Genomic DNA, 14,162 nt, shown 5'->3' on the forward strand with positions numbered 1-14,162 from the left:
TCGGAAACAGATTGGCAACCATCCCGACACGTAACGTTCGGTGACAATACGGCTACACATCATCTAAAGGGACGAAAACATGCGCTTGCGTATCTTCACCGAGCCCCAGGAGGGCGCCACCTACGACCAGCTGCTCCGGGTGGCGCTGCGAGCCGAAGAGTGCGGGTTCGATGCGTTCTTCCGGTCTGACCATTATCAGGTCATCGGACCGGGGGACGGGACTCCCGGCCCGACCGACGCCTGGCTGACGCTCGCGGCGCTGGCCCGCGAGACCTCCACGATCCGCCTGGGCACCATGGTCACGAGCGCCACCTTCCGGCTGCCGGGGCCGCTGGCCATCAGCGTCGCCCAGGTGGACCAGATGAGCGGAGGACGGGTCGAACTGGGCCTGGGCGCCGGCTGGTACGAGCGGGAGCACGCCTCCTACGGCATCCCCTTCCCGCCGACCGCGGAGCGGTTCGCCCGGCTCGAGGAGCAACTCCAGATCATCACGGGACTGTGGCGGGCGTCGGAGCCCTACTCGTTCTCCGGCGAGCACTACTCGCTGACGGATTCACCGGCACTGCCCAAGCCCGTCCAGGACGGAGGCCCGCCGATCATCATCGGCGGGTTCGGGCGCAGGAAGACGCCGGCCCTCGCCGCCCGTTACGCCGCCGAGTACAACATGCCTTTCCGCTCGGTGGCCGAAACCCGGGAGGCCTTCTCGCGGGTGCGCGCGGTGGCCGCGGCGGCGTCGCGGGAACTCGTCTACTCCACGGCCCAGGTGTTGTGCTGCGGACGGGACGAGGCGGAGATCGCGCGGCGGGCCGAGGCCATCGGCCGCTCGCCCGAACAGCTGAGGACCGACGGGCTGGCGGGGACACCTTCCGAATTGGTGGACAAAATCGGTCAGTTCGCCGAAGCCGGTGCCGAGCGGCTGTATTTGCAGGTCCTTGATCCTTCCGATCTGGACCATCTCGATCTGGTGGCCTCCGAGGTTCTTTCCCAACTGTGAGGAATTGCTCCACACGCCAGTGACAGCGGGCTATACCGACGGTTAGGATCCCGGCTTATCCGAACGGGCAGAGCCTTAGACATCGGGAGCAACCGACATGGCCACGGGCACGACCGCGAACGGACGCGAGCCGCTCAGAGTTCTGGTGACGCACGCGGACCCCGCGGTACGCGCGTCCATGGTCGTGCGGATCGGCGCCTGCGCGGAGACCCTCGTCATCGGCGACACCCCCGGAGACCCGCTGCCGCTCGTCCTGCAACTGCGGCCCGACGTCGTCGTCCTGGACGACCCGGCCTTCGCGCCGGCACTGAACCAGCGCTGCCGCGTCCTGGTGCTGGGGACGGACCTCGCCGAGGACTTCGACCACCTCGACTTCGTACGGGCGGTGCGGGCGGCGGCCCGGGCCGGGCTCGGGCTGTCCGCCCGCGAGGCCGAGGTGATGGACCTCATCGCCGCCGGGCGCTCCAACGGGGAGATCGCCCGCGAGCTGTATCTCAGCGAGAAGACCGTGAAGAACCACGTGAACCGGATCTACTCCAAGCTGGGAGTGCCCAACCGGGCCACGGCGATCTCCCTGTGGCGGGGCGTGCTGAGCGAGCGGCTCATCGGCTGACGGCCTCCCCACGGTGAGCAAGAAATCACCCTGGGTGAGCAATTCGTTACCGAGTGTGTCTCCACCCGGCGGGGAATGCTTCCCGTGGATGCATTTGCTCTTTAGCCGAAGGAGGCAGTCGCCCATGTATTGGACGTGATTCATGGGTTTCATGTGTTTCGGGCCACGCGACCCGAGGCCAGGGCACCTTCCTAACCCCGCATAAAGTGTTAGATCGTGCCAAACGCCCCGAGAATGCCCGCCGCCCTTCCGTCTCCGGCCACCCGTGCCACACGGCTCGCCTGGGCCCTCTGGGCGGTGGGCATCCTCGCCTACATCACCGCCGTACTGCACCGGACGTCGTTCGGCGTCGCCGGCATCGAGGCCGCCGAGCGCTTCCAGGCGACCGCCAGCGTCCTGTCGGTGTTCGCCGTCCTCCAGGTGCTGGTCTACGCCGCCTGCCAGATCCCCGCGGGCCTGCTGCTCGACCGGTTCGGCCCCCGGGTGATGATCGCGTCCGGGGCGCTGGTGATGGCCGCGGGCCAGTTCCTGCTCGCCTTCGCCCCCGACGTCACGACCGCCATCGCCGCCCGCGTCCTCGTCGGCGCCGGGGACGCCGCCACATTCATCAGCGTCCTCAACCTCGCCACCGGCTGGTTCCCTCCCCGCTACGCGCCGCTCCTCACCCAACTCACCGGCATCCTGGGGCAGGCCGGGCAGATCCTCAGCGCACTGCCCCTCGTCGCACTCCTGCAAGGCCCCGGCTGGAGCACCGCCTACGGCTCGGCCGCCTCCCTGGGAGTCCTCGTCGCCGTCCTGTCCTTCGCCGTCCTGCGCGACCCGCCGCGCGCCGCCGCCCTCCCCACTCTCCGCGACACCCGGATGAACCTCGGCGAAGCCTGGCGCAACCCCGGCACCCGGCTCGGCCTGTGGACCCACTTCGTCACCCAGTTCAGCGCCAACGCCTTCGCCCTGATGTGGGGCTACCCCTACCTCGTCTCCGCCCAGGGCCTGTCCCCCGCCACCGCGGGCACCCTGCTGCTGGTCTTCGTCCTGGCCACCATGGCCGCCGGACCCCTCATCGGCCGCCGGCTCGGCGCCCACCCCACCCACCACGTCCGCGTGGCCGCAGGGATCACCTCGCTGGTCGTCCTGGCCTGGACCGCCGTCCTGGCCCTGCCCGGCCGCTCCCCCCTGTGGCTGCTCACCGCCCTGGTCGTCGCCACCGCCCTCGGCGGCCCCGCCAGCATGATCGGCTTCGAGCACGCCCGCATGCACAACCCCGCCCACCGCCTGGGCACCGCCACCGGCATCGTCAACGCCGGCGGCTTCACCGCCGCCCTGATCACCATCCTGACCATGGGCTTCGTCCTCGACCTGGCCAGCCCCACCTCCGCCTTCACCTTCGACGCCTTCCGCCTGGCCTGGCTCGTCCAGTACCCCCTGTGGTTCCTGGGCCTCTGGCAGATCCACCGCGCCCACCGGGCCACCCGCCGATTCGCACAACTCCCCCGACCCCGGTAATGTTCTCCTCGTCGAAAGACACCGGCGCCGCTAGCTCAGTTGGTTAGAGCAGCTGACTCTTAATCAGCGGGTCCGGGGTTCGAGTCCCTGGCGGCGCACCAACCGTTCACCAGCGCGTTCATGATTTCGATCATGGGCGCGCTGGTGGCGTTTACAGGCGGATTTGTCCGCCGCGTTGGCTCGCCGTGTCAGTGGCTGTCGGCTGCTTCTCCGGACACGGTGCCGTGCGTCTTCGCGCTGGTGCCGTCATCTGACGATCTACGCAGCATGAGCCCGGTCAGGAGGGTCGTGATCAGGCCTCCGGCACCGGCGATCATGAAGGTCGTCGGCGGGCTGGTGACGTCGAGCAGAAGCCCGCCCCAGGCATAGGAGAGCGCCGCCGCCACCCCGATGGCTCCGTAGAAGGTGCCGAAAACACGCCCCAGCAGAGGGCCGGGCACGGATCGTTGGAGCAGTGTGCCCGCGGCCACGTCCATGGCGGCGATACCGAGCCCGCGAATGGCCTGTACGAGGAAGGCCGCGGCGACCGCCCAGGTCAGTCCGGTCAGCAGGTTGCCCGCGCTGCTGATCGCAAAGCCCGCGAGCAGCAGGAACGGCATCGAGAACCGCCTCACCCGGTTCAGCAGGAGATAGCCGACGAACAACCCGATCCCGACCGCCGCCAGCAGGATCCCGACCGCTGAGTCGCCTTGGCCGAGGGTGTCCTTGGCGAAAAGGACGAGCGCGACATCGTCGATCCCGTTGAAGGCCACGACCGCGAAGAAACCCAGGCCGATCGCCCGGACCAGCCGATCGCCCCAGATGAACCGGAGGCCCTCCAGTGCGTCGCCGAACAGGCTCGTCGTCTCTTTTGGTGACGGGCGGACGGATGGCATCGAGACCAGCAGCAGCGCGGAGAGAAGAAAGGTCGCCGCGTCGACCAGCAGCACCCCACGCACCCCGACGAACGGGAACAGCGCCGCCGCGACCAGCGGTCCGAGCGCCTCACCGCCGTTGGTGCCGAACCCGATCGCCGCGTTTGCCTGCGGCAGGTCACGGTCATCGACGAGGACCGGCACGATCGCCCTGGACGCCGGCTGGAAGGTCTGGCCGGCGATCGCCCGCACCGCCACGAGCACCAGCAGCCAAGGCAGAGACGGCAGCCAGAGCACGATCACCAGCACGGTCAGGCCCTGGAGAAGCTCGCAGCAGATCATCACCCTGCGAAGGTCGAACCTGTCGCTGACCGCGCCGGTCAGCGGTCCGAGCAGCGCGGGAGCGAAGTCGCCGACCAGCAGCAGGGCCGCGAGCGCCAAGGCCTTTCCCCCAGCGCTCTCCACATGGAGCATGAGCGCGACCAGGCCGACCGAATCACCGAGGAAGGACACCGCCCGGGCGGTCCACAACCGCCGAAACCGCCCATTGACCTTGATCACATGCGCGTTCACCGGCGCCATGATTCTGTACTCGAGGTCCAGCAGTAAAGGTGTTTATGAGGCCGCTTCCACCGTGGGAACCGGGCCGTTCGACGCCCGAGAGGTGGTTGCTGGACCGCAATCAGGCGCAATACCACGCGCGCGATGAGCATGTGCCCCACATCAGAACGACCAATGGCCGTTGAACCGAGGCGGGGGCCAGTCGGGCGATGGCGGCGGTGCCGTGCTCGTCCTCGGGGTCCGGGGACACCTCATACCCGACGTCGGTACGGCAAAGGCGGCACCGTCCGCACCGGACACTGCCCATTCGTCAGAGGGCGGGCTGGCGGCGGTAGCGGCCGGGCGGACAGCCCTGGATCCGGTGGAAGGCGCGGTTGAAGGCATATTCGGAGGTGTAGCCGACTTCGCGTGCGATGGTGGCGGCGGGCAGGGTGGTCTCGCGCAGTCTGCGGGCGGCGAGTTCGATGCGCCACCGGGTGAGGTAGCTCAGCGGCGGTTCGCCGACGTGGCGGGTGAACCGGCGGGCGAGTGTGGCGCGTGAGACGTTCACGGTCGCGGCCAGTGCCTCCAGGGTCCAGGGGTGGCCCGGTCGCTCGTGCAGTGCCGCGAGGGCGCGTGCGGTGAGGGGGTCGCGCAGACCGTTGAGCCAGGAGGGTGGCGGGCCGTCGCCGGTGTCGGCCGCGGTGTCGAGCCAGGTCCGGATGACGTGGATGAGCAGGAGGTCGAGCAGTCGGACGGCGGCCGTACCCGATCCGGTCGCGGTGCGGTCGCCTGTCTCATGGGCGAGCAGGTCGAGCAGGGTCCGCAGCCAGGGGCCGTTCTCGGGTCGTGCCGTGGCGACGTGGAGGACGGGCGGGAGCAGGCTCAGGACGGGGTGGGCGAGGTCGGTGTCGTAGCCGTAGCCGGCGCACAGGATCCGGGTGCGGGCGCCGGGCCCTTCGATCACGAGTTCCCCGGTCGGCCGGATGAGGGTCCGCTTGAGGCCGTCGTCGAAGTGCCGCGACGGCATACCGGGGGCGGAGGCGAGTCCGTGGCGGGCTCCTGTCGGCAGCAGCACCAGGTCTCCGGGCTCCAGCCGACGCGGCGGTGCGTCGTCGGCGGTGAACCAGCAGGTGCCCGCGACGACGGCGTGGAACGAGGCGCCCTGCCGCGCCGGCAGCTCGATCCCCCAGGGGGCCCTCGCGTCGAAGGTCGCCATCAGGGCGGCGTCGACACGGGCGACGGCCAACATGTCACCGAGCACGTCCATGCGCCGATCGTAGGCTCCGGACGTGGTGGTGCGGGGAGGTCCTGAGACTTTGGGGCAATGAATCGAGTCTTTCGAGCATCGTCAATCTCAGGTGCTGGTTTCTAAGGTGAGCATGTCAGTGATCATCGATTGAAGGACGTCTTGTGAAGATCTCCGATTCCGTCGCGCTCGTCACCGGAGGCAACCGCGGGCTGGGCGCCCGCCTCGTCGCCGAACTCCTGGAGCAGGGCGCGCGCAAGGTGTATGTCGGTTCGCGGGTGCCGGAGGACGTGGCCGAGCCGGTCCGGCGGGACCCGCGTGTGCGGGTGCTGAAGCTGGACGTGACCGACGCGGACAGCGTCGCGGCCGCAGCGGTCGCGGCACCCGACGTGACGCTGCTGGTGAACAACGCCGGCGTCCTCGGTTTCGGGACGGTGCTCGACGGCGATCTGGAATTGTTCGAGCGTGATCTGCGCACCAACTACCTCGGCGCGCTCCGGACCGTCCGGGCCTTCCTTCCCGCGTTGCGGGCGGCACCGGCAGACGCAGCGATCGTCAACGTGCTGACCCTCATCGCGCTGGCCCCCGTCGCGCCGATGGCCGGATACTGCGCCTCGAAGGCGGCCGCGCACTCCATGACCCAGGCCCTGCGCGCCGCCGTGGCCGCCGAGGGCATCGAGGTTCTCGCCGCCTACCCGGGAGGCATCGACACCGAGATGCTGGCCGGTGTCGAAGCGCAGAAGGCGGACCCCGAGGTCGTCGCGGCCAGGATCATCGCGGCCCTGGCCGCGGGCGAGCCCGTGGTCTGGCCCGATGACGCCTCTGCCGCGGCCGGCGCCGTCTACGCCGCAGGCCCGGCCCGACTTGAGCAGATGCTGGCGGGCTGACCGCACTCTCCGACCCGGAACGCTTCAGCATCTTTACGACAGTCCTACGGGCCACCGCACCTGGGACACCGTCTGGCACTCGCTCTGCTCACCCTTGCCTGGGCGAGTCGAGGCCGACCGGGCGACGTCCTGGTCAATGGGGCAATAGGTTCCTTCACGGACCGGACGCGCTCGTCTCTCGGTCGGGGCAGGAAAGCGGCGCTAAGCTCGCCGATGGACGCGCTGCTGGAGGCAACCTGCTCCACGACGGTTCGTCGGCGGCACCATCATCGCTTTCGCCGCACCGGTTCCGGCCCAGACCGCCGCTGCAGCCGTGCCTGCTCTGATGGCCAGGACCGGGGCCTCTGGAACATACTGGAGCAGAAGTTTTACGACGCCGGCGTCTCCCCCGCCGAGATCGAAGCCGGAGCTCGCCGACTGCTCGTCAAGGCACGCGGACGCCTCGACCTGGTCGCCGGCTTCGGAGACCACACCATGAGACCGCCCCGTCAGTGACCGGTCCACTGACACCGCCGCATGACACCGAACCACGCCGCCGCACGAGCGAACGCGTGCCCCCATCCGGTGCCCATCACCGACTCCAGCTCGCTCCACGTCAGCTCCAACAGCTGATCACCAACCCTCAGGATCCGGCGCTGCCTGGCAACCTGAATCCCACGAACAGTCCCCAAGACGACACAAAACAACACAGCCAATCACCGGCCGACACACAAGGATCATGCGTCGAGCGGGCTCTTAATCAGCGGGTCCGGGGTTCGAGTCCCTGGCGGCGCACAGTTCATCTACCAGCGCGTTCATGATTCCGATCATGGGCGCGCTGGTTTCGTTTATGGGGTGGTTCGTCCGCCGTGTTAGCTCGTTGTCTGCTCGTCCGCCGCCCGTCCGGCGCAAACGATCATCCGGCCGACGGCCATCCTCGGGTTCGCCTACCGCCAGGCCCCGCTCTTTCCCCACTCCCAGCCGCTCCGCTCGGGACTGTGCCTATTGGGGGCCGAGCCCCCAAACCCCGGCAACGGGCTCCTCCCCCTGCACCCCCGGCCTGAGCTTCGCCCGTTTGGCAGACACCTCGTTCGAGTCTGGTTGCCGGAACCGCCAGCGGCCAAGGTATACCTATTACTAAACTTCACGTATGGTGGAGAGCGGGTGGGAGATCTACGTCGTCGATGAGGTGCGAGAGTGGATCGAGGGCCTGGACGGTGCCACACACGCGCGAGTCGTCCAGGCGATCGATGCTCTGGCCGAAGGCGGCCCCAGCCTGGGACGGCCCCTGGTGGACACGATCACCAACTCGACGATCAAGAATCTCAAGGAGTTGCGACCGGGCACCGTACGGATCCTGTTCGCGTTCGATCCCTGGAGATCCAGCATCCTGCTGGTGGCCGGAGACAAGGCCGGTCGGTGGAACGAATGGTACGACGAGGCGATCCCGCTGGCCGAAAAGCGGTACGGGATCTATCTGCAGTCCCGCGCGGAAGAGGAGGGAGACAGGCGATGAGCGGTTACTCACGGTGGAGTGACATCCGGGCAGAACACGTCGAGCGGGCGGGCGGGGAAGCCGCTGTGGCCGAAGGCAAAAGAGAGCTGCTCGCCGAAGTCCTCGGACATAGGCTCGCGGAGATCCGCCGGGGCCGGGGCCTCACCCAGGAACAGGTCGCCGAACGGATGGGTGTGACCAAGGGACGGGTCTCCCAGATCGAACAAGGCAAGATCTCCGGGCAGGAAGTACTCGCACGCTACGCCGCCGCCCTCGGCGGACGTCTTCACCAGGCCATCTACTTCGACAACGGAGACATCACCGCGATCGCCTGACCACAAACCGATACAGCGGGGTGGGAGATCCTGGAGCGAGAGTTGCACGACGCCGGAGTCTCCCCCCGAGGTCGAAGCCGGAGCACGCCGGCTCCTCGCCGAAACGCGCGGAGACGCCGGACTCACCTGGGCCTACCCATCACTATGGGCGTGAGCGCCACGTGCATCTCCCGGGTTGAGACGCCTCGAAGGTTCCGGACATCCCGGCCTCCGCGGCAACAGTCGGCAGTGAGGCTGCTCCCGCAAGCAGCGATTACGGGACCCACCGTGTCCGCGCTCCGCGAGTTCCCCCAAGGCGGCATGGACGTCGTCGGATCGTCCTCTCGTCGAGGCAGGGGTCGTCAGCGCGGGGGCCGACGCGGTCCAGGCACTTGGCATCAGCGACTTCACCATTTTGCCGACTCACGCCGTTCCCTCACCAGGCGTGTATCCACAAGGGTGGAGACATGACGGTTGACGAGTTGTTCGATTCTCCCCCTCCGCAATGGGGAACGCGAGGCGACCCCCACGCGTGGAAGGCGCTTCGGCGGCACCTGGCAGGAGTGTCCGTCCCGGCCGAGGCCGGGGAGCTCGAAAAGCTCCTGGTAGAGGGATTCCTCGCCGTGGTCGGGGCGGACCTGAGGGTTGCCGACGACGAATACGTCTATCGCCAGGAGTTCGCCCACGGCGGTATGTCCAGCGGCCAGGTCCACCTTCCCACCTGGCGCGCGCGCCTGATCCCGCTCCTGGTGAGCCGGGGGGCGCCGAATCGGACGGGGTAGCCCGGTCGCGGGAAATCCCGCGACCGGCGTTCGTGCCGGGGGTCGATCGGTCGGATGGGCCCGACTCCAACGATTCGACCACGGTGAGTAGCTGATCGGTGCCAGTCTTGTGCCATGGAACTTCCGGTCAGCGGGGTAGCGGGGCTCGACGAGGCCATCGCTTCGGCTCTCGGTCCACTGGGGGAGCTCAGCGGTGAGGACATGGAGGGGCCGCCCGCCGACCTGGCCCAGGCGTACGTCCGAGGCGCCGCGATGCAGGCGACCGCGGCCGAACGCTACAGCTGGTACCTGCGGTGCGACCCCTTGGACGTCCTGTTCCTCGGCGCGTCCCCGCAGTTGGTGTTCATCGATCACGCGCACAGGTTCGGGAACGAGCGGACCCGCTGGCTGCGGTCGCTGCGCGGCACCACCACGTGGACCCTGGTGGAGGAGTTCGCCCAGGCGGCGGTGGCGACGGCACACGAGTTCAGGCTGCCGCTGGACGACATCCGCCTCGTTCTGGCGCTCACCGGCCGGATCGGCGGATACGCCTGGGCCCGCCCGCCGCTGCCGGACGAGCACCTGCCCGTCCTCAAGGGTTCCGGGCTCGACGGGTACCAGATGCCGACGCCGCCCATCGACGCCGCCGAGCGGTCAGCGATGTTCTGGCGGTCCCTGGAAGTCGAACTGCCTTGTGACGGCACCGTCATCGACACGCTGCGCGCGGCGCTGCACGACCTCGGCTACCATCCGGGCCGCCGTGGCCTCGGCGGACTCCCGGCGACGTGTCTGGGCGTGTGCCTCGCCCACCGGCTCGGTCTACGTGACCTGGACGGTGAGGGACACCGGTGGTGGCTGCTGGGGTTCCCCGAAGGTTCGCCACTGCACGAGCCCGGCCGCGTCCTCGCCATCTCCGACCGGGACGGGCTCGACAACGCGACCGCCTTGGCGCACCTGCTCGGCACGCCGGGGTTCGGTGAGGTCTTCGACCCCGCCGACGCCCGATGGCACAGCGCACCGGGTACCGACCTGCCTCCACTCGCCCTGGAACTCGGAGAGGCCCTCGCCGCGTCCAGTGGAAAGCTCTGGCTCCCGGACGGCACCGTCCGCACCATCGACCGCGCCGGCCTGGCCCAGCGGATCTCCGAGGTACAGGACACGATCAACCTGCACCGGGCCGACCCCGGCAGGACCCTGCCGCCCAACGCGGTGCCCAAGCTCCCACGTCAGTCATACAAGGAGGCCTTCGAACAGATAGGCGTCTCGGCTGCATGGAGTCACGCGTTCGACACCACTGGACTCACTCCAGGTTTCGACGGCTGGTTCGCCGACCCCGAAGCCGCCGCCCGATGGCAGGCCGCCGTCACAGACCATCAGACCACTCACCCTCACGAGAGCTGCGACCCCGACGCCGATCGGCGACGGCTGCGCCGGTTCATGGCACTGGGCACGTTGCACCTGGCGAAACAGACCCCCGAGTTCGGAGCCTCTCTCCTGTCCCGTCTCACCGCCTCCGGAGACGACCTCATCGCGGGCCTTCGCCTGGCCTTGACCGACACCGCCGACGAACTACAGACGGCGCTGCGCCTCGCCCCCGAGATCGCCCAACGGGCCGCCGAACACGCCCGAGCCTGGTCCGGCACAGCCCTGGAGGCAGAGGTCCACGCCACCGCCCAGGGAACACCGCCCTCCGAAGCCGTCCTCCTGGTCACCCTCGCCGCCCTCGGCCAGTGACACCAACCCGACGAGGCCTACTCCAGATCACGGCGGACCCCCGGCTTCCGTCGAGTCCGTGAAACCGGGGCGACATCAGTGAACCGCTTGTGGTCGGCGAGTTCGGTGCCGAGGTCCCAGGTCAGGGGCTCCACCAGCCCGTCAGGGAGCAGCTGGACCTGCCGGGTGAGCGCGGACACGACACTGGTGGTGTCCTTGCCGTTGACCGCGACCAGCAGAAGGAAGCGGGACTTGCGCTCCACGAGCGTGGTGATGTGGCTGTTGCGGGCTCCGGTGATGAGGTCGCCCTCCCAATGCCCCGGCACGGCCCGGTCTTCGACCTCGGCAGGGCATTCGTGGATGGTCACCGCGTCACGGATCCGGCCGCGCTGCTGGCCTTCGGTGCTGGCCTTCGATGAACAAAGTGCGGTAGACGGTCTCGTGAGACACACGCATGTCCTCCTGCTCGGGGTAGGTGAGCTTGAGCCAGCCGGAGATCTGCACGGGCGACCAGTCCTCGGCCAGCTTCTCGGCTGATCGTCGACGGCGGACGGCCGAGCCTGCGAGCGATCGCCCGGAACGACTCTCCGTAGGCCAGCCCACGGGAGATCTCCTCCCACTCGGCCATCGTCAGCGACCCCGGCGCCCGCTTCCGCTCAGCTGGGACGATCCCGCCGTTCGCAGCCACGACACCGTGGATCGAACCGGGAGCCTTCCCCAGAGCACGGCCGATATCGCTCAGCGACTGACCATCCTTCCACCGCTCCCAGACCTCGCGCTTCTGCGCATCCGACAGGCCCGGACGTCCCAACCTCGCCACCTGCAACACCCCGATAGGCGCTTCTACCTCAGGTGTTGCTTCGACCGGTTGAACTCAAGGCGCCTTCTTCGCAGCCGAGAATCGGTGACCGCGAGATACGAGCTCATCGACGCGGAGAAGGCGAACCATGCGGTGCGGGACATGTGCCTGTGGCTGGGCATGTCCCGGTCGGGTTATTACGAGTGGCGCATCCGGCCGGCGACCGCGGAACGCCGGAAACTCACAGCGATGGGGATCCGGCAATCCGTCGGCCGGACCGGAGTCTGCTGGGATAACGCACTCGCGGAGTCGTTCTTCTCCATACACAAGAACGAGCGGCTCAACCGCTTCACCTTCGCTAGCCGGGCTAAAGCACGACGTCAGTTTGTGCGCTACATCGAAGGGTTCTACGATCACAGGCGCCTGCGTTCAGGACTCGGTTACCGGAATCCGCTTCTGGACCAGCGGCTTCGGTAGACGCTACCTCGCCGCACAGCAAGAGGCGATTTTCTCGACGAGACTGTAAGCCATGATTTCTTCTCCAGCACGGACGACACCACGACCGAAGCGACAGCCGGGCTTTTTAACCACCCACCTCGTCCAAGATGGAGAACTCGTCCGACAATGCAGCAGACAATTTCAGCATATCTGGGACGAGCCAACGCCTATCTATGGCCGCGCCCTGAGCAGACCTTCTACCGAAATCCCCTTGTATGACCAAAAACAGTAGGACCATACGCTCAGCGGCGGCCTCGATCAGGTCCAGCATATTGCGACGGAACTCCGAAAGACAGCCACATCGTCTCGTGCCGCTCCTTCGAACCGGGTGACACAAGAATCCAGCAATTCACCTTTACCGCGCCCGGGACAGGCCACGGACTCTTCTGGTTTCAGCGAAGGACTCGGCGGTCGCGGGCGGGCCTGATGCGGACACCAAGAGTGTATTGACACCCGCCCCGTAGAGGATCAGGATTCTCCTGCCGAGAAAAGAGACACAGGAGACCCGTGTGAGCCAGGTGAAGAAGGCCATGGCCTTTCTCTGCACACTGCTACTCTCGGGCGTGCTGGCCATCGTTCCGAACTCTTCGGCAGGCGCGATCTTCGGCTCCATCTGCGAAAGCGCCACCGAATGCATCAGCCTGGGCAACAACAAATACCACTCGGTTCAGACTGACGGCAGTTTCGGTTCGAACAACACATATGACGTTCCGAACATGTGGTACGCGGTCCGGGACAGGCTGCAGTACAGCTTCACCGACCAGACCAATGTCCAGGCATACTTCGACCAGTCGGACCCCTACCCCGACGTCCGGGTGGCGGACTACGACTGGGGCAACACCAACTGGCTGGGCGCGACCTACTGCCCCTCCAACAACACCGGCACCGGGGGCAACCACCCCGACCGGTGGTGCCGGGGTCAGCTCATCAAGTTCAACGCCTACTACTACTGGGTCAACACCGTGATGCAGGACTGGACGGTGCGGCACCATGTCGCCTGCCACGAACTCGGGCACACGCTCGGCCTGCGGCACAACTACTACGTCGGCGCGGACGGGACCATCTCGTGCATGCACACCCTTCTCGACGCCCGGCTCCTGCGCTCCGGTGAGATCGGCGAACTGAACGCCCACTACCCATGACGAGGCGACACGTGAATCCCACGAGCACGAACAGGGTCATCGCCGCCGCGGCGACGGCGTCCCTCCTCCTCTGCGGTGTCGCGGCCTGCGGGGACGAGAGGGGCGCGCCGCCTCCCGTCGCGCCGGCGGCGGGCCCTTCAGCCGGCGGGGACCTGGACGCTCCGCGCCCTTCCGACGCGGCCTTCTTCCGCCGGTTCCACCTCATGGCCAGCTGGCTCCCCGAGCCGGAGGGCCTGGCCGCGGGCGTCCGGGAGTCGACGCTCGTCCTCACCGCCCGCGTCACCGGCGTCCGGGAGACCCGCGTCCTGGGAACCGGCAACGACACCCACGGGTTCGTCGGCGTCACCCTCGAACCCGTCGAGATACTCCACGGTTCGAAGGTCCAAGACCTCGACGAGATCACCGTCGAGTTCGACAACCCCGACCCCTCCGACACCCCCGCCTTCCTGGCCGGCCTCCGCGCCTCCCTCCCCGAGGGCCAGGCCCTGTGGTTCCTGCTCTGGAAGGGCACGCTTCCCCCCACGGCGAAGAAGGACGTCCGCATCAACCCCGACGAGAAGGCCTACTACCGGCTGATCCACCCCTTCGGCGGCCTCGCGGTCCAGGGCCCCTCGGGCATCATCACCCCCCTGGCCGACGCCGACCACTCCCCTCCCCCCGGCCGGGCCTCTCTGGCCCGCGACGTCCAGGGAGCCAGCAAGCTCTCCAACCTGGCCAAAGCCGTCAAAGCCCAGTAAGAGCATGTCCCATATGTCGTGATCCGAGAGAGTTTCTTTTTGGCAGATCAGAGCTGCGTCGGGGACGAGGAAAGCGGCGGGCAG

15 protein-coding genes and 1 tRNA gene are annotated in these 14,162 nt (G+C 67.9%); 13 read left to right on the forward strand and 3 right to left on the reverse strand.

The window, feature by feature from the left end; translation table 11 throughout:
- Nucleotides 1-79: 79 nt before the first annotated feature.
- From ABGB12_RS00995 to ABGB12_RS01010, 4 genes are all read left to right on the forward strand, one after another.
- Nucleotides 80-994: an LLM class F420-dependent oxidoreductase gene (locus ABGB12_RS00995; protein ID WP_347673696.1), complete on the forward strand. Its 915-nt coding sequence runs from the start codon at nt 80-82 to the stop codon at nt 992-994.
- A 97-nt stretch (nt 995-1,091) separates the two neighbouring features.
- Nucleotides 1,092-1,607: a helix-turn-helix transcriptional regulator gene (locus ABGB12_RS01000; RefSeq protein WP_347673698.1), complete on the forward strand. Its 516-nt coding sequence runs from the start codon at nt 1,092-1,094 to the stop codon at nt 1,605-1,607.
- A 216-nt stretch (nt 1,608-1,823) separates the two neighbouring features.
- Nucleotides 1,824-3,110 (forward strand): MFS transporter, encoded by a 1,287-nt coding sequence (locus ABGB12_RS01005; RefSeq protein ID WP_347673700.1) that lies wholly within the window; start codon nt 1,824-1,826, stop codon nt 3,108-3,110.
- Between the two features lie 24 nt (nt 3,111-3,134).
- Nucleotides 3,135-3,211, forward strand: a tRNA-Lys gene (locus ABGB12_RS01010).
- 87 nt (nt 3,212-3,298) lie between these two features.
- On the opposite strand, the gene ABGB12_RS01015 is transcribed toward ABGB12_RS01010, so the two are convergent.
- Complete coding sequence (locus ABGB12_RS01015; RefSeq protein WP_347673701.1) at nt 3,299-4,537, reverse strand: MFS transporter; 1,239 nt, start codon at nt 4,535-4,537, stop codon at nt 3,299-3,301.
- Between the two features lie 298 nt (nt 4,538-4,835).
- A complete protein-coding gene (locus ABGB12_RS01020) occupies nt 4,836-5,774 on the reverse strand; it encodes an AraC family transcriptional regulator (protein ID WP_347673703.1) in 939 nt (312 codons plus the stop codon).
- Nucleotides 5,775-5,917: 143 nt separating this feature from the next.
- Between ABGB12_RS01020 and ABGB12_RS01025 the strand changes: the two genes are divergently transcribed.
- The 6 genes from ABGB12_RS01025 (at nt 5,918) to ABGB12_RS01050 (ending at nt 10,923) form a co-directional block, all read left to right on the forward strand.
- On the forward strand, nt 5,918-6,640 hold the full coding sequence (locus ABGB12_RS01025) for an SDR family NAD(P)-dependent oxidoreductase (protein ID WP_347673705.1): 723 nt from the start codon (nt 5,918-5,920) through the stop codon (nt 6,638-6,640).
- 213 nt (nt 6,641-6,853) lie between these two features.
- Nucleotides 6,854-7,135: a hypothetical protein gene (locus ABGB12_RS01030; RefSeq protein ID WP_347673707.1), complete on the forward strand. Its 282-nt coding sequence runs from the start codon at nt 6,854-6,856 to the stop codon at nt 7,133-7,135.
- Nucleotides 7,136-7,769: 634 nt separating this feature from the next.
- Nucleotides 7,770-8,135 (forward strand): type II toxin-antitoxin system RelE/ParE family toxin, encoded by a 366-nt coding sequence (locus tag ABGB12_RS01035; protein WP_347673708.1) that lies wholly within the window; start codon nt 7,770-7,772, stop codon nt 8,133-8,135.
- A complete protein-coding gene (locus ABGB12_RS01040) occupies nt 8,132-8,449 on the forward strand; it encodes a helix-turn-helix transcriptional regulator (RefSeq protein ID WP_347673710.1) in 318 nt (105 codons plus the stop codon). Before ABGB12_RS01035 ends, ABGB12_RS01040 begins: the two co-directional genes overlap by 4 nt.
- 446 nt (nt 8,450-8,895) lie before the next feature.
- Complete coding sequence (locus ABGB12_RS01045; RefSeq protein ID WP_347673711.1) at nt 8,896-9,210, forward strand: hypothetical protein; 315 nt, start codon at nt 8,896-8,898, stop codon at nt 9,208-9,210.
- 114 nt (nt 9,211-9,324) lie between these two features.
- Nucleotides 9,325-10,923, forward strand: coding sequence for a hypothetical protein (locus ABGB12_RS01050; protein WP_347673713.1), 1,599 nt, complete (start codon nt 9,325-9,327; stop codon nt 10,921-10,923).
- Nucleotides 10,924-10,940: 17 nt separating this feature from the next.
- Here the strand turns inward: ABGB12_RS01050 and ABGB12_RS01055 are convergent, their stop codons facing one another.
- Nucleotides 10,941-11,354, reverse strand: a complete 414-nt coding sequence (locus tag ABGB12_RS01055; RefSeq protein ID WP_347673714.1) for an IS30 family transposase — start codon at nt 11,352-11,354, stop codon at nt 10,941-10,943.
- A gap of 452 nt (nt 11,355-11,806) precedes the next feature.
- On the opposite strand from ABGB12_RS01055, the gene ABGB12_RS01060 reads away from it, so the two are divergent.
- From ABGB12_RS01060 to ABGB12_RS01070, 3 genes are all read left to right on the forward strand, one after another.
- The gene (locus ABGB12_RS01060) at nt 11,807-12,178 is read left to right on the forward strand and encodes an integrase core domain-containing protein (protein WP_347673716.1); all 372 of its coding nucleotides are present in this window, start codon (nt 11,807-11,809) and stop codon (nt 12,176-12,178) included.
- A gap of 530 nt (nt 12,179-12,708) precedes the next feature.
- Nucleotides 12,709-13,341, forward strand: coding sequence for a M57 family metalloprotease (locus ABGB12_RS01065; protein ID WP_347673718.1), 633 nt, complete (start codon nt 12,709-12,711; stop codon nt 13,339-13,341).
- 11 nt (nt 13,342-13,352) lie between these two features.
- Nucleotides 13,353-14,078, forward strand: a complete 726-nt coding sequence (locus ABGB12_RS01070; RefSeq protein WP_347673720.1) for a hypothetical protein — start codon at nt 13,353-13,355, stop codon at nt 14,076-14,078.
- The last annotated feature ends 84 nt before the right edge of the window (nt 14,079-14,162 follow it).

The organism is Actinocorallia sp. B10E7 (assembly GCF_039871655.1).
Classification (GTDB): domain Bacteria; phylum Actinomycetota; class Actinomycetes; order Streptosporangiales; family Streptosporangiaceae; genus Actinocorallia.

Bases quoted from the DNA above. Each gene is read 5' to 3' on its own strand.
- ABGB12_RS01045 (WP_347673711.1), top strand. From the start codon at position 8,896: ATGACGGTTGACGAGTTGTTCGATTCTCCCCCTCCGCAATGGGGAACG.
- ABGB12_RS01020 (WP_347673703.1), bottom strand. From the start codon at position 5,774: ATGGACGTGCTCGGTGACATGTTGGCCGTCGCCCGTGTCGACGCCGCC.
- ABGB12_RS01050 (WP_347673713.1), top strand. From the start codon at position 9,325: ATGGAACTTCCGGTCAGCGGGGTAGCGGGGCTCGACGAGGCCATCGCT.
- ABGB12_RS01040 (WP_347673710.1), top strand. From the start codon at position 8,132: ATGAGCGGTTACTCACGGTGGAGTGACATCCGGGCAGAACACGTCGAG.
- ABGB12_RS01035 (WP_347673708.1), top strand. From the start codon at position 7,770: ATGGTGGAGAGCGGGTGGGAGATCTACGTCGTCGATGAGGTGCGAGAG.
- ABGB12_RS00995 (WP_347673696.1), top strand. From the start codon at position 80: ATGCGCTTGCGTATCTTCACCGAGCCCCAGGAGGGCGCCACCTACGAC.
- ABGB12_RS01030 (WP_347673707.1), top strand. From the start codon at position 6,854: ATGGACGCGCTGCTGGAGGCAACCTGCTCCACGACGGTTCGTCGGCGG.
- ABGB12_RS01000 (WP_347673698.1), top strand. From the start codon at position 1,092: ATGGCCACGGGCACGACCGCGAACGGACGCGAGCCGCTCAGAGTTCTG.